General features: G+C 61.7%; 22 protein-coding genes. 14 read left to right on the top strand and 8 right to left on the bottom strand.

The window, feature by feature from the left end:
- Nucleotides 1-31: 31 nt before the first annotated feature.
- Genes AC2ISB_RS08775 through AC2ISB_RS08765 form a run of 3 tightly spaced genes read right to left on the bottom strand, consistent with a single transcriptional unit; the run spans nt 32 to nt 4,053 of the window.
- Complete coding sequence (locus AC2ISB_RS08775; RefSeq protein ID WP_339107854.1) at nt 32-2,197, bottom strand: RNA degradosome polyphosphate kinase; 2,166 nt, start codon at nt 2,195-2,197, stop codon at nt 32-34.
- Between the two features lie 46 nt (nt 2,198-2,243).
- Nucleotides 2,244-2,936, bottom strand: coding sequence for a P-loop NTPase family protein (locus tag AC2ISB_RS08770; protein WP_339107853.1), 693 nt, complete (start codon nt 2,934-2,936; stop codon nt 2,244-2,246).
- A 34-nt stretch (nt 2,937-2,970) separates the two neighbouring features.
- A complete protein-coding gene (locus AC2ISB_RS08765) occupies nt 2,971-4,053 on the bottom strand; it encodes an AI-2E family transporter (protein ID WP_339107852.1) in 1,083 nt (360 codons plus the stop codon).
- 200 nt (nt 4,054-4,253) lie between these two features.
- Between AC2ISB_RS08765 and AC2ISB_RS08760 the strand changes: the two genes are divergently transcribed.
- Nucleotides 4,254-4,769 (top strand): hypothetical protein, encoded by a 516-nt coding sequence (locus AC2ISB_RS08760; RefSeq protein WP_339107851.1) that lies wholly within the window; start codon nt 4,254-4,256, stop codon nt 4,767-4,769.
- A gap of 82 nt (nt 4,770-4,851) precedes the next feature.
- Nucleotides 4,852-6,192 carry a proline--tRNA ligase gene (gene proS, locus AC2ISB_RS08755; protein ID WP_339107850.1) on the top strand — a complete coding sequence of 447 codons (1,341 nt, stop codon included), beginning with the start codon at nt 4,852-4,854 and terminating at the stop codon, nt 6,190-6,192.
- Between the two features lie 43 nt (nt 6,193-6,235).
- On the opposite strand, the gene AC2ISB_RS08750 is transcribed toward proS, so the two are convergent.
- Complete coding sequence (locus AC2ISB_RS08750; RefSeq protein WP_486574733.1) at nt 6,236-7,012, bottom strand: hypothetical protein; 777 nt, start codon at nt 7,010-7,012, stop codon at nt 6,236-6,238.
- 129 nt (nt 7,013-7,141) lie between these two features.
- Here AC2ISB_RS08750 and AC2ISB_RS08745 point away from each other — a divergent pair, with 129 nt between their 5' ends.
- From AC2ISB_RS08745 to AC2ISB_RS08725, 5 genes are all read left to right on the top strand, one after another.
- Nucleotides 7,142-8,314 (top strand): cytochrome-c peroxidase, encoded by a 1,173-nt coding sequence (locus AC2ISB_RS08745; protein WP_406721084.1) that lies wholly within the window; start codon nt 7,142-7,144, stop codon nt 8,312-8,314.
- Nucleotides 8,315-8,411: 97 nt separating this feature from the next.
- Nucleotides 8,412-9,704, top strand: coding sequence for a lipoprotein-releasing ABC transporter permease subunit (locus AC2ISB_RS08740; RefSeq protein WP_339107847.1), 1,293 nt, complete (start codon nt 8,412-8,414; stop codon nt 9,702-9,704).
- Nucleotides 9,697-10,374, top strand: coding sequence for an ABC transporter ATP-binding protein (locus tag AC2ISB_RS08735; RefSeq protein ID WP_486574732.1), 678 nt, complete (start codon nt 9,697-9,699; stop codon nt 10,372-10,374). The genes AC2ISB_RS08740 and AC2ISB_RS08735 overlap by 8 nt, the downstream gene beginning before the upstream one ends.
- 1 nt (nt 10,375) lies before the next feature.
- Entirely contained in the window at nt 10,376-10,702 is a 327-nt protein-coding gene (locus AC2ISB_RS08730) for an arsenate reductase family protein (RefSeq protein WP_339107845.1), read from the top strand.
- Between the two features lie 130 nt (nt 10,703-10,832).
- A complete protein-coding gene (locus AC2ISB_RS08725; protein ID WP_339107844.1) occupies nt 10,833-11,120 on the top strand; it encodes a helix-turn-helix domain-containing protein in 288 nt (95 codons plus the stop codon).
- 191 nt (nt 11,121-11,311) lie between these two features.
- Here AC2ISB_RS08725 and AC2ISB_RS08720 read toward each other — a convergent pair whose 3' ends face one another.
- Nucleotides 11,312-11,518, bottom strand: coding sequence for a cold-shock protein (locus AC2ISB_RS08720; protein ID WP_339107843.1), 207 nt, complete (start codon nt 11,516-11,518; stop codon nt 11,312-11,314).
- Nucleotides 11,519-11,748: 230 nt separating this feature from the next.
- On the bottom strand, nt 11,749-13,695 hold the full coding sequence (thrS, locus tag AC2ISB_RS08715; protein WP_486574731.1) for a threonine--tRNA ligase: 1,947 nt from the start codon (nt 13,693-13,695) through the stop codon (nt 11,749-11,751).
- 187 nt (nt 13,696-13,882) lie between these two features.
- Here thrS and AC2ISB_RS08710 point away from each other — a divergent pair, with 187 nt between their 5' ends.
- From AC2ISB_RS08710 to AC2ISB_RS08695, 4 genes are all read left to right on the top strand, one after another.
- Nucleotides 13,883-15,160, top strand: coding sequence for an MFS transporter (locus AC2ISB_RS08710; protein WP_486574730.1), 1,278 nt, complete (start codon nt 13,883-13,885; stop codon nt 15,158-15,160).
- Nucleotides 15,157-15,903, top strand: a complete 747-nt coding sequence (locus tag AC2ISB_RS08705) for an alpha/beta hydrolase (RefSeq protein WP_486574729.1) — start codon at nt 15,157-15,159, stop codon at nt 15,901-15,903. The genes AC2ISB_RS08710 and AC2ISB_RS08705 overlap by 4 nt, the downstream gene beginning before the upstream one ends.
- Before the next feature lie 139 nt (nt 15,904-16,042).
- A complete protein-coding gene (locus tag AC2ISB_RS08700) occupies nt 16,043-16,753 on the top strand; it encodes an alpha/beta fold hydrolase (RefSeq protein WP_339107839.1) in 711 nt (236 codons plus the stop codon).
- Between the two features lie 268 nt (nt 16,754-17,021).
- On the top strand, nt 17,022-17,270 hold the full coding sequence (locus AC2ISB_RS08695; RefSeq protein ID WP_486574728.1) for a hypothetical protein: 249 nt from the start codon (nt 17,022-17,024) through the stop codon (nt 17,268-17,270).
- A gap of 141 nt (nt 17,271-17,411) precedes the next feature.
- Here the strand turns inward: AC2ISB_RS08695 and ilvN are convergent, their stop codons facing one another.
- Nucleotides 17,412-17,972: an acetolactate synthase small subunit gene (ilvN, locus tag AC2ISB_RS08690; protein WP_339107837.1), complete on the bottom strand. Its 561-nt coding sequence runs from the start codon at nt 17,970-17,972 to the stop codon at nt 17,412-17,414.
- 63 nt (nt 17,973-18,035) lie between these two features.
- Entirely contained in the window at nt 18,036-19,781 is a 1,746-nt protein-coding gene (locus AC2ISB_RS08685; RefSeq protein WP_339107836.1) for an acetolactate synthase 3 large subunit, read from the bottom strand.
- A 586-nt stretch (nt 19,782-20,367) separates the two neighbouring features.
- Here AC2ISB_RS08685 and AC2ISB_RS08680 point away from each other — a divergent pair.
- The 3 genes from AC2ISB_RS08680 to AC2ISB_RS08670 all read left to right on the top strand — a co-directional run bounded on the left by AC2ISB_RS08680 (nt 20,368) and on the right by AC2ISB_RS08670 (nt 23,698).
- Nucleotides 20,368-20,946, top strand: coding sequence for a TRAP transporter small permease subunit (locus AC2ISB_RS08680; RefSeq protein WP_339107835.1), 579 nt, complete (start codon nt 20,368-20,370; stop codon nt 20,944-20,946).
- A gap of 2 nt (nt 20,947-20,948) precedes the next feature.
- On the top strand, nt 20,949-22,748 hold the full coding sequence (locus AC2ISB_RS08675; protein WP_406721679.1) for a TRAP transporter large permease subunit: 1,800 nt from the start codon (nt 20,949-20,951) through the stop codon (nt 22,746-22,748).
- Nucleotides 22,749-22,876: 128 nt separating this feature from the next.
- Nucleotides 22,877-23,698, top strand: a complete 822-nt coding sequence (locus AC2ISB_RS08670) for a pyrroline-5-carboxylate reductase family protein (protein WP_486574727.1) — start codon at nt 22,877-22,879, stop codon at nt 23,696-23,698.
- Nucleotides 23,699-24,019 lie beyond the last annotated feature (321 nt).

Here is a 24,019-nt window from a genome sequence, read left to right as displayed (position 1 = left end):
GGGCTAAACAAACATCGCCCAAATTCTAGGCTCAGTCGAAGCTATGAGCAAGCTTTGGCACGTCGCTTGCCCCTGCGGAACCCCGTCCCGAAAGCGACGGGTTTTCCATGAAGAAGCGGTGACAGCTGAACAGCGTCTGATTGTCCTCGGGCAGATAGCGGATGAATTTGCCATCGGGCTGCAAAATCCAGCTTTGAGCCTCATCGGCCATATTCGCCGCCATGATCTGTTCGGTGATCTGCGCCTTGACGGTGGGGTTTGTGGTCTCCACCAGCGTTTCCACGCGCCGGTTGAGGTTGCGCCCCATCCAGTCGGCCGAGCTGAAAAAGACCCGCGCCTTTTTCGAGGGCAGCCCGTGGCCATTGCCAAAGCAGACGATCCGCGAATGCTCCAGATAGCGCCCGACGATGGATTTCACGCGGATATTCTCCGACAGGCCCTTGATGCCGGGGCGGATGCCGCAGATGCCGCGGATCACAAGGCTTATCTTCACGCCTGCATTCGAGGCGGCATAGAGCGCGTCGATCACCTCGGGGTCGATGATCGAATTCATCTTCGCCCAGATTTCGGCGGGTTTGCCGGCTTTGGCATGTTCGGCCTCACGGGCGATCAGCTCCAGCAGGCGCGGCTTCAGCGTATGGGGCGAGATTGCAAGGTTCTCGAGATTTTCCGGCTGCACATAGCCCGAAAGATAGTTGAAAACCTTGGTCGCATCGCGCCCGAGCGCATCGTCACAGGTGAAGAAGCTGAGATCGGTATAGATTTTGGCCGTGATCGGGTGGTAGTTGCCGGTGCCGTAATGGGTATAGGTTACAAGGCTGTCTCCCTCGCGACGCACCACGGTGCTGATCTTGGCGTGGGTTTTGTAATTGGTGAAACCATAGACCACATGCGCGCCCGCGCGTTCCAGCATCCGCGACTGGCGGATATTGGCGGCCTCGTCGAAACGGGCTTTCAGCTCGACCAGTGCCGTGACCATCTTGCCGTTCTCGGCGGCCTCGCAGAGCGCGGCGACAATGGGGGAATCCTTCGAGGTCCGGTAGAGGGTCTGCTTGATGGCCACCACATTGGGGTCATTGGCCGCCTGTGCCAGAAACCGCACCACCATATCGAAGGTCTCGTAGGGGTGATGCAGCAACATGTCTTTCTGGCGGATCGCCGCGAACATATTGCCTTCATGGTCCTGCACCCGTTCGGGAACGCGGGGGGTGAAGGAGGGCCAGAGCAGGTCGGGGCGGTCGTCAAGGATCAGCTCCTTGAGATCGGCCACGCCCAGAAGGCCGCGCACTTCCACTACCTCGTCTTGCGTGACATGCAATTCCTCGCGGATCACCTGATGCAGGCTTTCGGGCGCACCTGCCGTGATTTTCAGCCGGATCACCTGACCGCGCCGCCGCCGCTTCAGGGCGGTTTCAAATTCGCGCACCAGATCCTCGGCCTCGTCCTCGATCTCGAGATCGCTGTCGCGGAGCACGCGGAAGGCACAATGGCCGCGCTCGCGGAAGCCGGGGAAGAGCGAGTTCAGGTGCAAGAGCAGCACGTCTTCCAGCGGCAGGAAGCGCGCCTCTCCGGGCAGGCGGACAAACCGGTCGATCTGCTGCGGAATCGGCAGAAGCGCCTGCATGCGGCGCTTGTCGCCGGGGCGTTCCAGCTCCAGTGCCAGACAGAAGCCCAGATTGGGGATGAACGGGAAGGGGTGGGCCGGATCAATCGCCAGAGGCGAGAGCACCGGAAACACCTTTTGCAGGAAGTGATCGCGCAGGAAAACCAGATCGTCTTCGGTCAGCGTCGCGCGGGTCACCACATGGATGCCCGCCTCGTCCAGTTCACGCCGGATGGTGTTCCAGCTCGATTGCTGCATATCCATCAGCTGGCGGGCGTCTTCATTGATCAGTTGCAGCTGTTCGCGCGGGGTGAGCCCGTCATGCGAGGGGATATTATTGCCCTCGCGGACCAGTTCGCGCAGACCGGCCACGCGCACGGTGTAGAACTCATCAAGATTGGTGGCCGAGATCGAGACGAAGCGCAGCCGTTCCAGCAGCGGAACGCGCGGATTGGTGGCCTCTTCCAAGACCCGCCAGTTGAACGCGAGCCATGACAGCTCGCGGTTGAAGAAACGTCCGGGACCGGAGATGACTTCCTCGGGAAGTTCGACGGGCACGGGAAACGGGGTTTTGAGAAAATCAGCCTGTGTCATGACCGCGGTTATTGCCCTGAAATGTATCGGAAAGATGACAGTTTGATCAATCTTCCTCGTGAAGACCAAGACTGTCCAGAACGTCCGAGGCCAAAGAGCGGGTAATCGCGCGTTTTTCCGACAGTGACCTTGCGTCAAGAGCGGCCACCAGTGCCCGCGCCGTCGCCAGAGACCTGTCCATCCGGCTGACAAGCCACGGGATCAGCGTCACCGGCACATGAATCTGGCGGTCTGCAAACATTTTCACCAGAACGGCAGCCAGCAGCGCATCATCGGGTGGCATGATCTTGGCGCTGGTCGTGGCCTCCATACGCGAGCGCAGGTCCGGCACCACAAGCCCCCAGTCACGCGGCGCGGTGCGGGCGGTCAGCAAAAGCTTCACCCCCTCCGCCTGACACAGATTGCACAGGTGGAACAGCAGTGATTCGCGTTCGCGGGTGCCCGCGATGTGATTGGCGTCATCCACGACGATTGCGCCCGCTGTTGCCAGCCAGGGCGCATCATAGTTCTGCAATTCGGCGGCGGGGATCAGCGGCGCGCGGTTCGCATCGGCCCAGATCTGCGCCAGATGGGTTTTGCCCGCGCCGGCATCGCCGGTCAGGATCATGCGCCCCGAGGTCCAGCTTTCGGGCGTGTCGAGCATCGCCAGCGCCAGCGCATTGGCCTGTGCGACATAGTAATCCTCGCGCCCCTGCGACTGGCGCAGCGGCAGGTCGAATATCAGCTGTTTGCCTGTCATCCTGCCTCCCCCGGTCTGGCCGGGTCGTGCCTTTTCACTTGGTGAAATCTTCCGGCGGAAGATCCTTGGCGCCGACCCCTTTGTAAAGCGGTCCTTGCATGTACTGCTGGATGCCAAAACGTGCAAGCACACCCAGCATCGCCGCGACAGGCACCGCAACCAGCATCCCCACAAAACCGAACAGCGTCCCGAAGGCCGACAGGGCGAAGATCAGCCACAAAGGATGCAGCCCGATGGAATTGCCGACAAGCTTCGGCGTGATGATATTGCCTTCCAGAAACTGCCCCAGCGCGAATATGGCCGCCACAATCGCGATATGGCCCCATTCGCCCCAGAACTGGAACAGCGCAAGCCCGATGGCAAGGCTGCCGCCGATAATCGCACCGACATAGGGGATAAAGGTCAACGACCCCGCAATCGCCCCCGCGATCAGGCCGAAGTTCAGCCCCGCAAGCATCAGCCCGACGGCGTAGAACGTCCCGAGGATCAGGCAGACGGTCACCTGCCCGCGCACGAAGCCCGACAGGACGCGGTCGATATCGCGCGCGAGGCTGCGGATGGTGGCGGCATGTTCGCGCGGCAGCATCCGGTCGACCTTGGCCACGATCGGGTCCCAGTCGAGCAGCATATAGAAGGCCACCACCGGCACCACGACGATGAAGACGATGAAATTGACCACGCCCATAGCCGAGCTGAGCAGGGTGCTGGCCAGCTCGCCGCCGCGCTCCTGAATGGTCTGCCCGATCGAGACCAGCGCCTCGTTTACCGGCGAGCCGCTTTGTGCCAGTTCGGGGAATTGGGTCGTCAGGAAGTCTTTCAACTGGTTGAAAATCTGCGGCGCCGTTTGCACAAGTTGCGTCAGCTGGTCGACCAGAAGCGGCACGATGGCCAGCGCCGCAATCACGAAGATCAGCGTGGCGGTGACGGCAATCACGGTGGTGGCCAAGGCGCGCGACATGAATTTTTCCAGCCGGTCGGCCACGGGATCAAGGAAATACGCGATGGCACCGCCCACGATAAAGGGCAGGATCACATCTCCCATCAGCCAGAGCGCCAGCACGAAAACGACGATGACGATGGACCAGATGAGCGCTTGGTTGCGCATGGTAAAAGACATGATTGCTCCTGATATGGGTCTTGCGCAGAATGACGAAAAATCGGGCAAAGGCAACCGCCCGCACCGGACAGTGTCCCCGACGCCCTCGCGGTTGCGCATGTCAGGGCGCTTGAGAAGACGTGAACATAAGATAGGCGGGCGGGGCTTGCATCCAAGGGCGGCGGGCGTCACTCATGACGCGCCACAAACAGGAGCGTAAAATGAAGACCTTCTTTGTGATGGCGATGGTTTCGCTGGGGCTTGCACTTCCAGCCGCCGCAGAGACGGCCCGCGCCGATCTGGTCGATGCACAGGGGCAGGCATTGGCCTCTGTGACGGTCGCCGATCTGGCCCCCGAGGAGGGGTCTGTGCGTCTGGCGCTGGCCACGGTCGAACTGGCGGCAGGCGACAGGCTCGGGGCAGGGGTCGAGCTGGCCTCGGCCAGCGCCTGTCCGCGGGGGGCGGCGGGCACGCTGCTGATCCCGCAGTCGGATCTTCCGCCCGACCCCAAGGCACAGGCCGACCGCCAAATGCAGGCGCAGGGGCAGGCACCGAAATTGCTGCTGCCTGCCGCCGGTCGTCAGAAGGCCGAATATCTTCTGCCCGATACCGATGTGCGCAGCGCCTTCCTTTCGCGGCAGCCGCGTGCGGTCAGCCTGCGCCAGAACGGTGTGCAGCTTGCCTGTGCGCTGTTCCAGACCGTGCCAGACACTGCGGAGCAGGCGCAAGATCTGTGATGCGCGTGGTTGCTCTTGCCTGACCGCGCCGAATGGGCTAGCCCGAAGGCCAGTTTCACCTAACCGACAGGGGCCGTCCCTCATGCGTCTTTCCCGTTACTTTCTTCCCGTTCTGAAGGAAAACCCGTCCGAGGCGCAGATTGCCTCGCACCGGCTGATGCTGCGTGCCGGCATGATCAAGCAACAGCAGGCCGGTATCTATTCGTGGCTGCCGCTGGGCTATAAGGTTCTGCGCCGTATCGAACAGATCGTGCATGAGGAACAGATCCGCGCGGGCCATATTCCGGTGCTGATGCCGACGATGCAATCGGCGGAACTCTGGCAGGAATCGGGCCGTTATGACGCCTATGGCCCCGAGATGCTGCGCATCAAGGACCGTCATGGCCGCGACATGCTTTACGGGCCGACCAATGAGGAGATGATCACCGACATCTTCCGCGCCCATGTCGAAAGCTACAAATCGCTGCCGATGACGCTGTATCAGATCCAGTGGAAATTCCGCGACGAGGTCCGCCCGCGTTTCGGTGTGATGCGTGGCCGCGAATTCTTCATGAAAGACGGCTATAGCTTCGATCTGACCCGCGAAGACGCGCTGCATGCCTATAACCGCCATATGGTCTCCTACCTGCGCACCTATGAGCGTATGGGCCTGACCGCCATTCCGATGCGCGCCGATTCCGGCCCGATTGGTGGCGACAATACCCATGAGTTCCTCGTGCTGGCCCCCACGGGCGAGTCGGAGGTGTTCTATGACAGCAATGTCACCGACCTCACCTTGGGCGACCGCGAGGTCGATTACGACAACCGCGAAGAGGTGGAAGCGATCTGCAAGGAGTTCACCACGCTTTACGCCCGCACCGACGAGACCCATGACGAGGCGATCTTCAACGAGGTCCCCGAAGAGCGCCGTAAATCGGCCCGCGGGATCGAGGTCGGCCAGATCTTCTATTTCGGCACCAAATATTCGGAATCGATGGGCGCTGTTGTCCAGACGCCCGACGGGTCGAAAGTGCCGGTCGAGATGGGCTCGCACGGGATCGGTGTCTCGCGTCTGGTCGGCGCGCTGATCGAGGCGAACCACGACGACAAGGGCATCATCTGGCCCGAGGGCGTGACCCCCTTCCACGTGGGGATCGTCAACCTCAAGCAGGGTGACGCGGCCTGTGACAGCGCCTGCGACGCGCTTTATGCCGCGCTGGTGAAGGCGGGTCTGGACCCGCTTTACGATGACCGCAATGAACGGGCGGGCGCGAAATTCGCCACGATGGACCTGATCGGTCTGCCGTGGCGGATTACCGTGGGGCCGCGCGGTCTGGCGGCCAATAAGGTCGAGCTGACCTCGCGCCGTAGCGGCGAAAGCGAGGAAATGTCGGCAGATGCCGCCGTGGCCAAGATCATCGAGATCTACGCCCCCCACCGCTAAGGTTCAGGCCCCCGCTTCTTGCAAGCGGGGGTTTTTCATGCGGTCATCCGTCTCGAGGCGCCAGCTGCAGATGCAGATGGTCGTCATGGCGCGCCGCCCGACAGCCCTGAAAGCGGATCTTGGGCTCGTTTGCGCCGATCTCTGCCACCAGATGCGGCTCCAGAAAGACCTTGCCGATGGCAGGGTCGGCCTGAAGAACCGCCAGCAGATCGCGGGTCCGCTGGGGGTCCAGCTGATAGTCGGGAAAGAGCCCCTGTAGCCAGCCCATATCCCAGCGCAGCGTCGGCCATGTGCGCGGGCAGTCCGAGGGCCCCTGCTGGAAGGCGAAATAGCCGATGGGCGAGCGGGTTTTGCCCGCCAGATACTGGCCGTCGCGCATATAATACAGCGCCAGATCCGCCTTGCGCCCGTCCTTATGCGACAGGTGCGGCAGCAGCGGAAAACCGTCGATAAAGGGGAAATTGGCGTCCAGCACCTGCGTGATCGTTCCCGGATGGCGGTCCTGCATGGTCTGGGCCGTGCGTTCCAGCGCGGCTTTCAGATCGGGCGTCACATAATTGCGGTTGAGTGCACAGGTCAGCCAGCTACGCATTTCCAGCGGGCCAGTGGCGTGGCCAGTGCCGTGGCAGGGGAGGGCCACCCGACCGCCCAGCGGTGCAAGCCACAGGCCGGCCGCCCATAACACCAGATAGCTCAGCGCAAAGAGCGCCAGACGCAGAGTGCGCCGTGGCATGGACAAAGAAAGCAGCCACGCCACCCCGCCGATCTGGGTCAGGAATGTCAGCCCGAGAATAAGAAAACCTTGCAGAATATAGCGCATCAGAAACAGCCCGTCATTGCTTTGTGGCATCTGGCACAGGGTGGGATCGCAGGCAATATGCAAGATCTTGATTGAAAAAATCAGGAAAATGCGGCATGGGCTTGGTCTGTAGGTTTATAACATCCCGTGATGCCGATGCCCGTTCTGTTCCGTCTGTCCGCGTTTGTCCTTGGCGTTGCCTGTGCGGCACCGCTTGCCGCGCCACTTGCCGCGCAAGAGGCGGCACCCGCGCCTTGGGCCGCGTGGGGCGAGATGCTGTTTCACGACACCGAGCTGTCGCAGAATGGCACGCAATCCTGCGCTACCTGCCATGATCCGGCGCTGGCCTTCACTGATCCACGTGAATCACAGGCGGGGCGGGCGGTGTCTTTGGGCGATGACATGACAAGCCTGGGCGACAGGAACGCGCCGACTTTGGGCTATGCGCGCTTTTCCCCCGCCTTCGGTCAGGATGGCTCGGGGATCTATCGTGGCGGGCAGTTCCATGACGGGCGTGCCAAGGATCTGACCGAGCAGGCGCGTGGCCCGCTGTTCAACCCGATCGAGATGGGGCTGGCATCGGCGGGGCTGTTTGCCCGGCGACTGGCTGAGAACCCCGATCAGGCGCGGCTGGCCCGCGATCTGGCGGGCATTGCCGACCCCGAAGCCGACCCCGAAGCCACTTTGGCCGCCGCCACCAAGGCGATTGCCGCCTTCGAGGCCACGGACGAATTCGCCCCTTTCGACAGCCGCTATGACCGTTTTCTGCGCGGCGAGATCGACTTGACGGATGAAGAGGAACTGGGGCGCATCCTGTTCTTTTCGCAGCAGTTTACAAATTGCAACCAGTGCCATCAGCTGCGCGCGACACCGGGCGAGGCGGGGGAGACCTTCTCGAATTACCAATACCATAATATCGGTGTGCCGGTGAATATTGCCGCGCGCGGGCTGAATGGTGTGGCCAGCGATTTCCACGATCAGGGGCTTCTGGCCAACCCCGCCATCACCGACCCCGCACAGGCGGGCAAGTTCAAGGTGCCGACCCTGCGCAATGTGGCGGTCACCGGCCCCTATATGCATAACGGGGTGTTCTCCGACCTGCGCACGGTGATCCTGTTCTACAACACCTATAACACCAAGCGCCCCGAGCGGCATATCAACCCCGAAACCGGCAAGCCCTTTGCGCCGCCGGAAGTGGCGGGGACGCTGTCCCTTAAAGAGCTGGAAATCGGGCCTGCGCTGGATGACCAGCGTATCGACGCGCTGGTGGCGTTTCTCAAGACCCTGACCGATGCGCGCTACGAGCCGCTGCTGGAGCCCTAATATCGGCAGTTTGATGCAGGTGGCACCGGCCAGCGCTTGACCTTTCCCCCGCGTGCCGCAACTGTGCCGCGCGATTACGATTATCCGGAGAGACCATATGGCTGGCCAAAGCAGGCCCTTCTCGGCGTTTGAATTCATGATTGCCTGGCGCTACTTGCGGGCACGTCGGGCCGAAGGCGGGGTCTCGGTGATGACCTGGATCAGCCTGATCGGCATCACGCTGGGGGTGGCTGCGCTGATCATCACGCTGGCCGTGCGCGCGGGCTTCCGCGCGGAATTCGTGGATACCATTCTTGGTGCAAACCCCCATGTCACGGTCTATTCGGCACCAACCGAGGTGGTGGAGGGCTCGGGCGTCTATAGCCGGATCATCCGTGATTATGACGCACGCGCCAAGCGCATCGCTGCAATTCCCGGTGTGACAGATGCCGCGCCCTTGGTGAAAGGGCAGGTGATGGCCACGTTCAACGACCGCAACAATGTGGGCGAGGTGTTCGGCATCCGCAAAGCGGATCTGGAAAAAATCCCCGGCGTGGCGCATTCGGATCAGGCCATTGGCAGTCTGGACAATTTCGATCAGGGCATCGCCATCGGGTCCGGCATGGCGCGCGACCTTGGCATCGGTCTGGGGGACAAGCTGCGCCTTCTGTCGCCCGAAGGGGCCAAGACCGCCTTTGGCACCAGCCCGCGGGTCTCGGCCTATACGGTGACCTATATCTTCTCGGCGGGGCGCTATGACATCGACCAGACCCGTATCTATATGCCCTTCACCGAGGCGCAGAGCTATTTCAACCGCGAGGGTGGGGCCGACGAGATTGATGTCAGTGTGACCGACCCCGAGAATGTGGATAACTGGACGCCCCAGCTTATGGAGGCGGGCGGCGAGGGCACCATGCTCTGGACATGGCGCGACAGCTCGGGGAGTTTTCTCAAGGCGCTGACGATGGAGGATAATGTGATGTTCATTATCCTGTCGGTGCTGGTGCTGATTGCCTCGATGAATATCACCTCGGGCCTGATCATGCTGGTCAAGAACAAGGGCCGCGACATCGGGATCTTGCGCACGATGGGGCTGACCGAAGGCTCGATCCTGCGGGTGTTTTTTCTGTGTGGCGCCTTTACCGGCGTGATCGGCACCCTTGCGGGGCTGGTCGTGGGGGTGGTGTTCTCGCTGAATATCCAGCACATCATGGACGGGCTGAATGCGCTTAATGGCGGCGATGTCTGGGATGCCTCGGTGCGCGGCATCTACGAGCTGCCCGCCAAGCTGCAGGTGATGGATGTGGTCAAATCCGTGGGCCTGTCGCTTGGGCTCAGCTTTGTGGTGACAATTTTTCCGGCCCGTCGTGCGGCGCGTCTGAACCCTGTGGAGGCCCTGCGCTATGAGTGATGTGTTGAAGCTCTCCGGCATCGAGAAAATCTATAACCGTGGCACGGCCAAAGAGATCGCTGTGCTGCGGGGCCTTGATCTGGCGATTGCACCGGGGCAGGTGGTGGCACTGGTCGCGCCTTCGGGCACCGGTAAATCGACGCTTCTGCATATCGCGGGGCTGCTGGATACGCCCGATACCGGCGAGGTGCAGATTGACGGTGAGGATCTGGGGCGCGCCTCCGACAAGTGGCGTACGGCGGCACGGCGGAATTCGCTGGGCTTTGTCTACCAGTTCCATCATCTGCTGCCCGAATTTACCGCCGAGGAAAATATCGTGCTGCCGCAACTGGCCAATGGGGTCGCCCGTGCCGAGGCGGTGTCTCATGCCCGCTCCCTGCTGGAGCGCGTCGGCCTGAAAGACCGCGCCAGCCACCGCCCCTCGGCGCTTTCGGGCGGCGAACAGCAGCGGGTAGCGTTTTGCCGCGCCTTGGCCAATAAACCGCGCCTGCTTCTGGCGGATGAACCCACCGGCAATCTTGATCCGGCGACCTCGGATACGGTATTCGCGGCGCTGATGGATCTCGTGCGCGAGACGAATCTTTCGGCGCTGATTGCGACCCATAATATGGAGCTTGCACAGCGTATGGATCGGGTGCTCCGGCTGGATGGGGGGCTGTTGAGGGACTGATATGGATCTATATGGCATCAAGACCTGCGATACCTGCCGCAAAGCGCGCAAAGCCTTGGAGGCCGCAGGCAAGACCGTGATCTTTCACGATATTCGCGAAACGCCTCTGTCGGCGGAAAAGCTGGCGGCCTTTTACGAGGCTTTCGGGGACAAGCTGCTGAACCGATCCTCCACCACATGGCGGGGGCTGGACGAGGCCGAACGCGCCACGCCCGTCAAAGACCTTCTGGCCCTACACCCTACCTTGATGAAACGTCCTGTGCTTGAGGAGGCAGGGCAAATGACGCTGGGCTGGGCGAAAGATGTTCAGGGGCTCTGGCTGGCATAAAAATTTGGGCTGGGCGGGAACTTTGTTTACCAGCTTATGTTTCTTTCCTGATGTATCAGTTTTCCGCGTCGGAATTTTTAACCTCTGTCGTTCAGAGTAATGAAAAGACGCAGTAACGGAAGGATTCCGTATGGTTCAGCTTGCAAGCCCCGCCCAGCTTATGGGTGCGCCGGTTACCCGTGTGACTTCCGTCCGTCCCGATTATTGGGTGCATCTTGCCTGGATTACTGCGGGCGCAACGCCGCTTTGCGCATGGCGTCATGCGGCCAATCTGTCGACTGCGGGTCTGGCAGATGCGGTCGGGATTTCGCCGGAACAGCTCGCGCGGATCGAATGCCGCAAAGAGGCGCTGGGATCCGATCTTCGGCTGCGGGCGGCTGCGGCTTTGGGTGTGCCGGAAGGTGATCTGCGCGAATAAGCCTTGGCCTTTCGATACTCTGCTTTCTGGACAAGCTCCTAGACCTGCGCGCCTGATCCGGCGCGCTTTTGCTTTGTTCCGGAACTGCGGGGGCAGGTGTGCCCGAGTGGGTCTTCGGGGCAGGGAGGGTGCCGACAAAATAAAACGGCCCGATGATGGAATCGGGCCGTCTCGTCATCTGACTATGAAGCTCAGAGAACCTTGAGCTCACCAGCAGAGGCACGACCGTCACGGCCGCTGATCAGTTCGTATTCGATCTTTTGGTTGTCGGCGAGGCCGGTCAGCCCTGCGCGCTCAACTGCAGAAATATGGACGAACACATCTTTGCCGCCTTCATCGGGGGCGATGAAGCCGTAGCCTTTGGTGGTGTTGAACCATTTTACGGTGCCAGTGGCCATTCCCGTAGTCTCCTTCAGGTCTTCCCGGCGGCGAGATTGCAACCGGGCCGTGCTGCCTGGTCTTCCAAGTCGCCCGGCAGCCCTTAGGACACGGGGTAGAAAGTCAGCGTTACACGCGAGTACGAACATGAACCATGCGTATGAAAATGCAATGACGAAATGGCGAGAGAGCGAACTCTCTCACCTTTCTGTGATATGGCGTCACGGCGCATGGCATTTTGCCCGAAAAATTAGCGCAGATCGGGGGCCAGGGCTTCCGATGCAAGCGTTGCGATAATTTCGTCCAATGCGACGGTCTCGGTGCGGTTCTCCCCCAGACGACGCACCGAAACGGTCCGGTCCTCAACTTCTTTCATCCCGATGGCAAAGATATAGGGCACTTTGCCGAGGCTGTGCTCGCGCACCTTATAGTTGATCTTCTCGTTGCGCGTATCGGCTTCGGCACGGATGCCACGGGCCGTCAATGCAGCAGTGACCTCGCGCACGAAGTCATCGGCATCCGACACGATCGAGGCCACAACCACCTGACGCGGCGCCAGCCACAAAGGCAACTTGCCGGCGAAGTTCTCGATCAGCATGCCGATGAAGCGCTCGAACGAGCCCAGCACGGCGCGGTGCAGCATGACGGGGCGGTGACGCTCGCCATCCTGCCCGATATAGCTGGCATCCAGACGCTCGGGGAGGTTGGGGTCCACCTGCAGCGTGCCGCATTGCCATTCGCGGCCAATCGCATCGGTCAGGGTGAATTCGAGTTTCGGCCCGTAAAACGCCCCTTCGCCTTCCTGAATCTCGTATTCATAGCCTGCGTGGTTGCACGCATTGCCAAGCGCCGCCTCGACGCGGTCCCAGCTTTCTTCCGTGCCGATGCGCTTTTCGGGGCGGGTCGAGAGCTTGATCGTCCAGTTCTCGAAGCCCAGATCGGCATAGATGCCCGCAAGGAAGCTGATGAACTTGGCGGTTTCTTCCTCGATTTGCGCCTCGGTACAGAAGATATGCGCGTCATCCTGCGTAAAGCCGCGCACCCGCATAATGCCGTGCAGTGCGCCCGAGGGCTCGTAGCGGTTGCACGACCCGAACTCGGCCATACGCAGCGGCAGGTCGCGATAGGATTTCAGCCCCACGTTGAATACCTGCACGTGGCAAGGGCAGTTCATCGGCTTCAGCGCATTGACGGTTTTCTCGCGGGCATGATCCTCGTCCACTTCGACGATGAACATGTTCTCCTGATAGTTTTCCCAATGCCCCGAAGCTTCCCAGAGCTTGCGGTTCACCACCTGCGGGGTGTTCACCTCGACATAGCCGTCGGCGCGCTGCTTGCGGCGCATATAGTCTTGCAGCGTGGTGTAGATGGTCCAGCCATTGGGATGCCAGAAGACCTGACCGGGGGCCTCTTCCTGCATGTGATAGAGGTCCATCTCGCGGCCCAGACGACGGTGGTCGCGCTTGGCGGCCTCTTCCATCATGGTGGTCCAGGCGTTCAGGTCCTTCTTGGTCTTGAAGGCCACGCCATAGATCCGCTGCAGCATCGGACGGCTGGAATCACCCAGCCAATAGGCGCCCGCCACATGGGTCAGCTTGAAGGCATCGGCGGGCACCTGGCCGGTATGGACAAGGTGCGGGCCACGGCAGAGGTCCTGCCAGTCGCCATGCCAATACATCCGCAGGTCTTCGCCTTCGGGGATGCGGTTGACCAGCTCGACCTTGAAGGGCTCGCCACGGTCCTCGTAATATTTGATGGCGTCTTCGCGCGACCACAGCTCGGTTTTCACCGGCTCGCGGGCGTTGATGATGTCGCGCATCTTCTTCTCGATCACCGCAAGGTCTTCGGGGGTGAAGGGCTCGGCGCGGTCGAAATCATAGAACCAGCCGTTGTCGCGGACCGGACCGATGGTCACTTTCACATCCGGCCAGATCTCCTGCACGGCGCGGGCCATGATATGGGCCAGATCGTGGCGGATCAGTTCCAGCGCGGGCGCATCATCGGACATGGTGTTGATGGCGATCTGCGCATCTTCCTTGATCGGCCATTGCAGATCCCAATGCTGGCCATTCACCTGCGCAGAGATCGCCTTCTTCGACAGGGATTTGGAAATGCCCTCGGCGATTTCCATCGGCGTGATGCCGGCATCGACCTGCTTCTGATTTCCATCGGGGAAGGTGAGGGTAATCTGGGACATCTGAGTCCTCCTCGTCGGTTTGGCGCCCACGGAACGCCCGGTTGCAAGTTATGTATTCGGGGGCCTTGTGGAACCCGCAGGAAACGGTGTCAAGTCTTCGATAAAGAATGTCCATAAAAACGGGTGCCTATGGCGGAACTTCCCCATTCACAGCACCGTTATCTATGGAAGTCTCAGCGAGGTCTACATGCCCAGCCAGTTCAGCCGTTCCCTCTTCCGCCGCCTTGTGGACGACCCCGACCGCGACGGCGGCCTGAAACCCGCCCCCCGCAAGGCCGAGCCTTCGAATTTTCTGCGTCATATCGTTGGCTTGGCGGGGACGAAATCGGCGGATGGGCTGATTGACCCGAAGCTGGTGCTCAGCTGGCTTCTTAGCCATCTGGGGGCAGGGGCCTTCTATACGGGGCTTCTGGTGCCCGTGCGCGAGGCGGGGGCGCTTTTGCCGCAGATCTTCACGGCGGCGCTGATCCACGGGCGGGGACGGCGTAAATGGGTCTGGGCTTTGGGCTCGGCGGTGCAGGGGCTTGCAGCGGGCGGCATCGCGCTGGCGGGGCTGCGGCTTGAGGGCGCTCTGGCGGGTGCGGTGATCGTGGCACTTCTGGCGGTGCTGGCGGTGGCGCGCTCGGCCTGTTCGGTGGCCTATAAGGATGTGCTGGGCAAGACGATTGGCCAAAGCCGCCGCGGCACGGTGACAGGCACGGCCTCGACGATCGGCTCTGCGGCGGTGGTGATCTTTGCGCTGGTGCTGCTGTTTGTGCCGGTGGATCGCTATGCCTTGGTCGAATGGGCGATCTTTCTGGCTTCTATCGGCTGGGGGATTGGCGCGGTGATGATGGCGCTGATGGTCGAGGATGACGATGGCGGCACGGGTGACCAGGGACTGCCCAACCCTTGGACCCTGATGCGCGAAGACCGCCAGCTGCGGCTGTTCATTATGGCGCGCGCGCTTCTGGTCGGTACGGCTTTGGCGCCGCCCTATCTGGTGCTTCTGGCCTCCAAGGGCAGTCAAGATTTTGCCGAATTGGGCGGGCTGGTGCTGGCCTCCTCCGTGGCAGCCTTTCTGTCGGCCTATATCTGGGGCCGGCTGGCGGACCGCTCCTCGCGCCGCGTGCTGATCTATGCGGGGCTTGCGGCGGCGGTCAGCTTGGCGCTGGCCTTGGGGATGAACGCTATGGGGCTGGCGCAGACCATCTGGGCGATGCCTGTCGTGCTGTTTTGCCTGATGCTTGCCTATCATGGGGTGCGTCAGGGGCGCTCTACCCATCTGGTAGATATGTCGGGGCCGGGCGAGCGGGCGGATTACACGGCGGTCTCGAATACGGTCGTGGGCATCTTCCTGCTGGTGGCGGGGGCAGGGGCTGCCGCACTGGGAAGTGTCTCGGTGCCCCTTGTCATCGGGGTGTTTCTTGTGATGTCTGTGGCAGGCGCTTGGATTGCAACGAAATTGACCGAGGTTCAGACATGACCGATTTCCTGACCACACCCGAAGGCCGCAAGATCGGCTATAACCGTATCGAGGGCAGCGAGCCGGGCATCGTGTTTCTGGGGGGCTTGCGCTCGGATATGGAGGGCACCAAGGCGCTGGCGCTGGAACAATGGGCGAAGGCTCAGGGCAAGTCCTTCCTGCGGTTCGATTATTCCGGCCACGGGGTGTCTTCAGGGACCTTCGAGGAAGGCGCGATTGGCGATTGGTTTGAGGACGCGATGGCGGCGATCACCACGCTGACCAAAGGGCCGCAGGTTCTGGTGGGCTCGTCGATGGGTGGCTGGGTCTCGCTTCTGGTGGCGCGCACGATCCCCGACCGTGTGGCCGGTCTGGTGACGATTGCTGCGGCACCTGATTTTACCGAGGACGGCTATTGGGCCAGTTTCGACAAGGACACCAAGCATAAGCTGGAAGCCGAAGGGCAGATCGCGATCCCCTCGGACTATGGCGAACCGATGATCATCACGCGCCGCCTGATCAACGAGGGCCGCACCCGTCTGGTGCTGCGCGACCCGCTGTCGCTGCCCTTCCCGACGCGGCTTCTGCAGGGCACCAATGACGAGGCTGTGCCCTATGACTGGGCGATCCGGCTGCTCAATCACGCCGATTGCCCCGATATGACGCTGCAACTGGTGAAGGGCGCCGATCACCGTTTCTCGGATGAGGCTTGTCTGAAGATGATCGAGCGTGCCGTCGCCGATGTGCTGGCCCGTATTCCGTAAGGGATCACCCCTGATCCGGTCGCTTGCGGCCGCCGTTATAACCCCGAGATGACATTTCCGCTTCAATCTCCACCGCCCTTGCGTCACATTGGCGTCAAGAGCGGTGAAGCCGCCACAAGAGGAAGAGGGAATTCGAGCGATGACAGCTGAACCACTGGTTCTGCTTCCGGGCTTTATGTGCGATGCCCGTATGTATTGGCATCAGGTTGCAGAGCTTTCCGCAGAACGATCGGTGATGGTCTGTCCGCTGCGGGGCGAGAGCGTCGAGGCGATGGCGCAGGCGGTGCTGGCGGATGCGCCGCCGCGTTTTGCTTTGGCAGGGCATTGGCTGGGCGCGCTGGTGGCGATGGAAATGCTCAAGCAGGCCCCCGAGCGGATCAGCCGTATTGCCCTGATGAACGTGTCGCCCCTGACAGAAACACCCACAATGGCGGGGTTGCGCGAGCAGCGGATCCTGCGGGCCAAAATCGGGCGTCTGGATGATGCCATGCTGGAAGAGGTGCCTGCGGAGGCTCTGGCTGCGGGCGAACATCGCGCTACGGTTCAGGCGATCTTGCTGGATATGGCAGGCAGCCTGGGTGCTGACCGGTTTGCCGCCCAGTCGCGGGCGCTGATGCGCCGCCCCGACCAGCAGCGGTCGCTGCGCACGGCCCGCCTGCGGGCGCTTTTGCTCTGCGGCGAGGCCGATACGATTTGCCCGCCGCGCCGTCACCAGTTTCTGGCCGAACTGATTCCGCATGGCGTTTACAAGGAAATCCCGCAGGCGGGGCATCTGGCGCCGCTCGAGCAACCGGAGGTGGTCACCGAGGCGCTGCGGGACTGGCTCAACCTGCCAGAATCTTTCAAATAATAGATACTTTCTTTGGGTTTTTTTAACGTTTGCACTGGAACATCTTCCTGAGAGGCAGAAAGAACTTTTGCGCCTCTATTCTCTTGTCTACGGTGAATAGTGGGTTCGGTTATTTCAATTGCCTTGCACGAAGGCGATCGATGGCAGGGAGGGCCTGATGATCCGTATCGTGAGTTGCACTTTCAAAGCGAACGACCCCGTTTACGATCATCGATATTTTCAGGGCAGCTCTGTGCGCATTGCTTCCTTGGAAAAGGGGTGTGATCTGGTGAGCTACAGCGCACCGCAATATGAGAACGACGCGGCGCGTCCACAGCCTGCAAATGATGCCGTGGCGCAGATGGCGCGCCTGAGCCCGCCGGCGCGGGGCAGCAACAGGCGTGGGGCGATCCGTGTGGAAGCCGATGCGGGCGCGGTTCTGGAACGTCACATGGCAGAGGCGCGGCGGGCGGCCGCTTTGGTCAAAATGATCGAGGGGGCGTTGATGGGCGATGTCTTCTTGCAAGATCCGCCCTGACCGGTTGCACAGACATTTCGAAGCCAGACATTCCGAAGGCGTCATTCCGGAAGCGGGTGTGCCGGAATAGACTAAAGGCGCGGCAGGACAGCCGCGCCTTTATGTATTTCGGGGCCAGTGACGCGGTGGTCGACGCGGTGGTCAGATCCCGCGCGACAGCGCCGCAACACCGGTGCGGGCCACATCGCTGAGCCCCAGCGGACGCATCAGCTCTGCGAAGGCGTCGATCTTCTCGGGCGCGCCGGTCATCTCGAAGACAAAGCTCTCCAGCGTCGAATCCACCACATTGGCGCGGAAGATCTCGGCCAGACGCAGCGCCTCGATACGCTTGTCGCCCGCGCCCACCACCTTGATCAGCGCCAGCTCGCGTTCAACGGCTTGACCTTCGATGGTCAGGTCGATCACCTCATGCACCGGCACGATGCGGCCAAGCTGGGCCTTGATCTGTTCGACGACGGCCACGGTGCCGCGGGTCACGATGGTGATGCGCGAACGGTGGCCCTTATGGTCGATCTCGGCCACGGTGAGGCTGTCGATATTATACCCGCGACCGGCAAACAGCCCGATCACACGGGCCAGAACGCCCGCTTCGTTTTCCACGATCAGCGCCAGCGTGTGGCTTTGCACGACCTCGGAATGGAAATCCCGTAGGTCATAGGCCGAATGGCTCGTCGAGCCCTTTTTGATGTTCAGAGCGGCCATAGCCTGTCTCCTTTCAATCCATGCATTTCAGCGCTCGGGCGGGGCGGACCCGCCCGATCAGGCTTACACGAGGGCTGCGCCCTCTTTGAAGGCCTGCGCATCGGCGGCCAGTAGCATCTCGTTATGCGGCTTGCCCGAGGGGATCATCGGGAAGCAGTTCTCATGCTTCTCGACAAGGCAGTCAAACAGCACCGGACCATCGTGGTTGAGCATCTCCATGATGGCATCATCCAGATCGGCGGGGTTGTCACAGACGATCCCTTTCCAGCCGAAGGCCTCGGCCAGCTTGACGAAATCGGGCAGGCTTTCGGACCAGCTCGAGGAATAGCGCTCGCCATGCAGCAGCTCCTGCCACTGGCGGACCATGCCGAGGCGCTCGTTGTTCAGGATGAACTGCTTGACCGGCACGCGGAATTGCGAGGCGGTGCCCATTTCCTGCATGTTCATCAGCCACGAGGCCTCACCGGCCACGTTGATCACCAGCGCCTCCGGATGCGCGATCTGCACCCCGATCGAGGCAGGGAACCCATAGCCCATGGTGCCCAGACCACCGGAGGTCATCCAGCGGTTCGGTTTGTCGAAATGCAGATATTGTGCGGCCCACATCTGGTGCTGGCCCACTTCGGTGGTGATATAGCGGTCGCGGTCGGCGGTCAGCGCCTGCAGGCGCTCAAGCGCATATTGCGGCTTGATGGTCTTTTCCGAGCCGGTATAGGCAAGGCAGCGCACGGCGCGCCATTCGTCCACCTGCTTGTGCCATGCGGCCACGGCCTCTTTGTTGGTCTTGCGGCCACGCGCCTTCCAGACCTTCAGCACGTCTTCCAGCACATGGCCCACATCACCCACGATCGGCAGATGCACGGGGATGATCTTGTTGATCGAGGAGGGGTCGATGTCGATATGCACCTTGGTGGACTCGGGCGAGAAATCCGCCACGCGGCCGGTGATCCGGTCATCGAAACGCGCGCCGATATTGATCATCAGGTCGCAGTCATGCATCGCCAGATTGGCCTCGTAGAGACCGTGCATCCCCAGCATCCCCAGCCAGTTCTTGCCCGAGGCCGGATAGGCACCCAGACCCATCAGCGTCGAGGTGATCGGGAAATCGGTGCCATCGACCAGCTCGCACAGAAGCTGGCTTGCCGCCGAGCCGGAATTGATCACGCCGCCGCCAGTATAGAAGACGGGCTTCTTGGCAGTTTCGATCAGCTCCACCAGCTTGGTGATCGCCTCGATATCGCCCTTCACCTTGGGGGCGTAATGGCTGACATCCACCTGTTTCGGCTCGCAATAGGTGCCAAGCGCGAATTGCACGTCTTTGGGCAGATCCACCAGCACGGGGCCAGGGCGGCCAGAGGTCGCCACATGGAAGGCCTCGTGGATCGTGGCGGCCAGTTCCTCGGTCTCTTTTACCAGCCAGTTATGCTTGGTGCAGGGACGGGTGATGCCCACGGTGTCGGCTTCCTGAAAACCGTCAGTGCCGATCAGGAAGGTCGGCACCTGACCCGACAGAACCACCAGCGGGATGGAATCGAGCAGCGCATCGGTCAGGCCGGTGACGGCATTCGTCGCCCCGGGGCCAGAGGTGACCAGCACCACGCCCGGCTTGCCGGTCGAGCGGGCATAGCCTTCCGCCATATGGACCGCCGCCTGTTCGTGGCGGACAAGGATATGGCGGATGTCGTTCTGCTGGAAAATCTCGTCATAAATCGGTAGGACAGCGCCGCCCGGATAGCCGAAGATAACTTCGACACCCTGATCCTTGAGCGCCTGAACCACCATTTTCGCGCCAGTCATCTGCCGTGACATCGCATACTCCATCCATTGCCCAATATCGGGCCCGTTCCAATCCAACCCAGTGTGTCGATACGAAAAAGCCCCCGACCTGTGGCGGGGGCGCATGGGAACCATCATGGTCTAACCGCTTAACGGCCCATGCGCTTCCTTCTAATGACGACGAGGAGCGAGTTCATCGCTAGTCCTTTCACTGTGGTTGCTGGCACATTATGTCCCCGCGCAAGGGCCGTCAATCTCAAAATCGGAAATAAAGTAACCCTGAGGGCATATAATTCGGTTCTTTATTGCGTAAATGCCGGGGCTTGTCGGAATAATCGCAAATTGACCACGGCCGGGCGGGCGGATTTGCGGCAGATTCGGAGAAAGGCCACGCGCTCGGCGGCGAATGGGTGTAAAACGGCGCCGGACGTGGTAATCGGAAGGTATGCGCCTGAATGGGGAGCAAACGGCCCGATTGGTTGCGGTAAAAGTGCAAAGTGGTCAATTAATCTCACCAGATTTAGGCATTCCCCTTGACCTGAGACGGCTGTCTGCACCAAGAGGGGGGGTGTCATAGTGCGGTCCTGCCCATCGGGACCCGATGTGAGGGAGGAAACTTATGGGTGCCATGTTGGCATTCGCGCGGGCTGTTGACCGCGTGAATGAATTCATCGGAAAATCTGTGTCATGGTTGATCCTGCTGGCAATCCTTGTCAGCGCGGTCAATGCGGTGGTGCGCAAGGTGTTTAGTGTCTCGTCCAATGCGTGGCTTGAACTGCAATGGTATCTTTACGGGGCGGCTTTCCTGTTGGCGGCGGCCTATACCCTGCAAAAGAACGAACATATCCGGATCGATATCCTTTATGGCGCGCTGAAACGGCGCACCCAGAACTGGATCGACCTATTTGGCCATGTCTTCTTTCTGCTGCCGTTCACATCGCTGATGCTGTATTTCCTCTATCCCTATGTGATGCTGTCGATCCGTTCGGGCGAGGTTTCGACGAATGCGGGCGGGCTGATCCTGTGGCCCGCAAAGCTTCTGCTCCTGATCGGCTTCGTGCTGCTCTTTGCGCAGAATATCGCAGAAATCATCAAGAAGATCGCCATTTTGCGCGGTCTGACCGAAGACCCGCATGCGGGCCAGTCCAGCCACGGCGATATGTCCGATGAGCCTGTCGTGAAAGAGGAGGCTCTGTAATGTTGATGGAGCTTATCGCGCAGAACCTTGCGCCCATCATGTTCGCCTCGCTGGTGATCTTCCTGCTGCTGGGCTATCCGGTGGCGTTCTCGCTGGCGGCCAATGGTCTGCTGTTCTTTGTGATCGGGGTCTATCTGGCGCCGATGTCGGGCGGCTCGATCCATCTTAGCTGGCCGCTTCTCAACGCGATGCCGGAACGGATGTGGGGGGTCTTGTCGAACGAGACATTGCTCGCCATTCCCTTCTTTACCTTCATGGGGCTGATGCTGGAGAAGTCCGGCATGGCGGAAGACCTGCTGGACACCATCGGTCAGCTGTTCGGCCCCGTGCGTGGTGGTCTGGCCTATGCCGTGGTCATCGTGGGCGCGCTTCTGGCGGCAACCACGGGGGTCGTTGCGGCCTCGGTGATCGCGATGGGGCTGATCTCGCTGCCGATCATGCTGCGCTACGGCTATGACCGCAAGATCGCCTCGGGGGTGATTACCGCCTCGGGGACACTGGCGCAGATCATCCCGCCGTCGCTGGTGCTGATCATTCTGGCCGACCAGCTTGGCCGGTCCGTCGGCGATATGTATAAAGGCGCGCTGATCCCCGGTATGATCCTGATGGGGCTCTATCTGGGCTATGTCTTCGTGATGTCGATCATCCGCCCGAACGCCATGCCGGCGTTGCCGAAAGAGGCGCGTACGCTGGGCTCTGGTGTCATGTCGCTGGTTGTCGTGCTGGCGATCGCGGGCGCGGTCTTCTATGGCACCGATCTTTATCTGGCGACCAATCACGCGGCCAATGATGCGGGCATTCTGGCGGTCTTTGCCGCTGTGATCGTGGCCTATGTCATCGCGCTGGCCGACCGCGGGCTGAAGACCAACCTCATGAGCCGTCTGGCCCAGCAGGTGGTCATCGTGCTGATCCCGCCGCTGGCGCTGATCTTCCTCGTGCTTGGCACCATCTTCCTTGGCGTGGCAACGCCCACCGAGGGTGGGGCGATGGGCGCGGTTGGCGCGCTGATCCTTTCGGCGATGAAGGGGCGGCTGAAGCTGGATGTGGTGCGTGACGCGCTGACCTCGACCACGCGTCTGTCGGCCTTCGTGATGTTCATCCTGCTTGGGGCGCGGGTCTTCTCGCTGACCTTCTACGGCGTGAACGGGCACCTCTGGGTCGAGCATCTGCTGACCTCGCTTCCGGGCGGCCAGCTTGGCTTCCTGCTGGTGGTCTCGGTGATGGTGTTCTTCCTGGCCTTCTTCCTCGATTTCTTCGAGCTGGCCTTCATCATCGTGCCGCTTCTGGCCCCTGCGGCAGAAGCCATGGGGATCGACCTGATCTGGTTTGGCGTGATCTTGGGCGTGAACATGCAGACCTCCTTCATGCACCCGCCCTTCGGTTTCGCGCTGTTCTTCCTGCGCTCGGTCGCGCCGAAAGTGCCCTATCTCGACCGGATCACCGGCAAGACGATTGCGCCGGTGAAGACCTCGCAGATCTATTGGGGGGCGGTGCCCTTCCTCTTCATCCAGATCGCGATGATCGGGCTGGTAATCGCCTTCCCGCAGATGGTCATGCATTACAAAGGGCCGACCATCGATCCGTCGACGATCGAGATGAAGCTGCCCGATATGCCGGGTCTTGGCGGAATGGGCGGCCTTGCGCCGCTGGGCGGGGCGCCTTCGGGCGGTGATAGCAACCCGCTTGGCCTGCCGCCGCTGGGCATGCCGGGTGCGCCTACGGGCCAGCCCGCCACGCCGCCGCAGGGCGGGGATGCAAGCCTTGGCATTCCGGCTCCGGCAGGTCTGGGTGGCCTGAACTAACCCGCCCGGACGCTTTCAGACCAGAACCGGCGCTTGCAAAGGCGCCGGTTTTTTCGTGGGCTGGCAGGACGGGCGGCAGGCAGGCGATGCGCCCGCATGATTTGGCCGCCAGACCAGGGAGGACGCGGATGCAGGATATGAGAGTGGCGCTTGTCGGAGGGCGGGGAATGCTTGGGCGCGCTTTCGGGCTGGGGCTGATGCGCGCGGGGATGCCGGCGCGGAATATCACCGTTTTCAGCCGCTCGGACCAACCGCTGCCAGAGGGGCTGGAAGCGGTTGCCCTGATGCAGGATTACCGACAGCTTGCGGCGCGATGCGATTTGGCGGTGCTGTTGCTGCCGCCCGCACAGGCGCGGACATTGCGTCTTGATCTGGCGGGCAAGCCGGTTCTGTCGGTCATGGCCGGAATAGATCTGGCCCAGCTTGCACGGATCGCCCCCGAGGCCCAACTGGCCCGTGCGATGTCCAGTCCGGCGGCAGAGCAGGGGCTTGCCTATTCGCCCTGGGTGGCGGGGGCAGGGCTGGGCGCGCGCGGCATGGCGCAGGTCGGGACGTTTCTGGGGGCTTTGGGGCAGGTGGAGCGTCTGGAAAACGAAGAGCTTCTGGCGCTTTTCACCGCATTGACCGGCCCGGTGCCGGGATTTGTCGCGCTTTTTGCCGAAATGATGCAGGACTATCTGGTCGCGCGCGGGGTCGCAGAGGCGGTGGCGGACCGTGCGATCCGTCAGCTCTTTCTAGGCGCGGGGCAGATGATGGCGCACCAGCCCGCCACCGCCTCGGCCCATGTGCGGGACATGCTTGCCTATGGCGGCACGACAGCGGCGGGGTTGCAGGTGCTGCGCGACGCGCCGCTGCGCAGGATGCTTTTTGAGGGGCTGGATGCGGCGGCAGAGCGGGCCCGCAGCATCGGCCTGCCTTCTGGGGAAACCTCCCCAAGCCGTGAAGCCTAGGGCGTAAAAAAGGGCGCGGTGTGGCGCGCCCTTTCTATGGAGTTATGGTCGAGGCTGTCTCAGGATTTGTTGCCCTCGGCCTTTGCGGCAGGAAGCGGATCTGCCGCCTTGGTGGCAGAGCTGGCCGGAGCGGTTTGTGGCGCTGCGGATGCGCCCTCCGGTTTCTGGGCGACGGTCTGTGCCACAGGTGCCGGTGTGGCGGTTACAGGCGCTGCAGCGACAGGGGCCGCCACAGGCGCGGGCTGGACGGGGGCAGGGGACGCGGCGGGCGCGGCCTCTTTGGCGAGCTCTTTGACTGGCGCGGTTTTTGCCGGTTCTGCC

Source organism: Thioclava sp. NS-SX20 (assembly GCF_057380695.1).
Note: the sequence above shows the minus strand (reverse complement) of the source record. Positions and strands in the feature narration are given on the sequence as shown.

What these genes read in the sequence shown, in the direction of transcription:
- AC2ISB_RS08705 (WP_486574729.1), top strand. Translation starts at nt 15,157, where the DNA reads ATGACCGATTTCCTGACCACACCCGAAGGCCGCAAGATCGGCTATAAC.
- AC2ISB_RS08735 (WP_486574732.1), top strand. Translation starts at nt 9,697, where the DNA reads ATGAGTGATGTGTTGAAGCTCTCCGGCATCGAGAAAATCTATAACCGT.
- AC2ISB_RS08680 (WP_339107835.1), top strand. Translation starts at nt 20,368, where the DNA reads ATGGGTGCCATGTTGGCATTCGCGCGGGCTGTTGACCGCGTGAATGAA.
- ilvN (WP_339107837.1), bottom strand. Translation starts at nt 17,972, where the DNA reads ATGGCCGCTCTGAACATCAAAAAGGGCTCGACGAGCCATTCGGCCTAT.
- AC2ISB_RS08670 (WP_486574727.1), top strand. Translation starts at nt 22,877, where the DNA reads ATGCAGGATATGAGAGTGGCGCTTGTCGGAGGGCGGGGAATGCTTGGG.
- AC2ISB_RS08720 (WP_339107843.1), bottom strand. Translation starts at nt 11,518, where the DNA reads ATGGCCACTGGCACCGTAAAATGGTTCAACACCACCAAAGGCTACGGC.
- AC2ISB_RS08775 (WP_339107854.1), bottom strand. Translation starts at nt 2,197, where the DNA reads ATGACACAGGCTGATTTTCTCAAAACCCCGTTTCCCGTGCCCGTCGAA.
- AC2ISB_RS08730 (WP_339107845.1), top strand. Translation starts at nt 10,376, where the DNA reads ATGGATCTATATGGCATCAAGACCTGCGATACCTGCCGCAAAGCGCGC.
- AC2ISB_RS08760 (WP_339107851.1), top strand. Translation starts at nt 4,254, where the DNA reads ATGAAGACCTTCTTTGTGATGGCGATGGTTTCGCTGGGGCTTGCACTT.
- AC2ISB_RS08765 (WP_339107852.1), bottom strand. Translation starts at nt 4,053, where the DNA reads ATGTCTTTTACCATGCGCAACCAAGCGCTCATCTGGTCCATCGTCATC.
- AC2ISB_RS08685 (WP_339107836.1), bottom strand. Translation starts at nt 19,781, where the DNA reads ATGTCACGGCAGATGACTGGCGCGAAAATGGTGGTTCAGGCGCTCAAG.
- AC2ISB_RS08700 (WP_339107839.1), top strand. Translation starts at nt 16,043, where the DNA reads ATGACAGCTGAACCACTGGTTCTGCTTCCGGGCTTTATGTGCGATGCC.
- AC2ISB_RS08725 (WP_339107844.1), top strand. Translation starts at nt 10,833, where the DNA reads ATGGTTCAGCTTGCAAGCCCCGCCCAGCTTATGGGTGCGCCGGTTACC.
- AC2ISB_RS08750 (WP_486574733.1), bottom strand. Translation starts at nt 7,012, where the DNA reads ATGCGCTATATTCTGCAAGGTTTTCTTATTCTCGGGCTGACATTCCTG.
- AC2ISB_RS08710 (WP_486574730.1), top strand. Translation starts at nt 13,883, where the DNA reads ATGCCCAGCCAGTTCAGCCGTTCCCTCTTCCGCCGCCTTGTGGACGAC.
- AC2ISB_RS08740 (WP_339107847.1), top strand. Translation starts at nt 8,412, where the DNA reads ATGGCTGGCCAAAGCAGGCCCTTCTCGGCGTTTGAATTCATGATTGCC.
- AC2ISB_RS08745 (WP_406721084.1), top strand. Translation starts at nt 7,142, where the DNA reads ATGCCGATGCCCGTTCTGTTCCGTCTGTCCGCGTTTGTCCTTGGCGTT.
- thrS (WP_486574731.1), bottom strand. Translation starts at nt 13,695, where the DNA reads ATGTCCCAGATTACCCTCACCTTCCCCGATGGAAATCAGAAGCAGGTC.
- proS (WP_339107850.1), top strand. Translation starts at nt 4,852, where the DNA reads ATGCGTCTTTCCCGTTACTTTCTTCCCGTTCTGAAGGAAAACCCGTCC.
- AC2ISB_RS08770 (WP_339107853.1), bottom strand. Translation starts at nt 2,936, where the DNA reads ATGACAGGCAAACAGCTGATATTCGACCTGCCGCTGCGCCAGTCGCAG.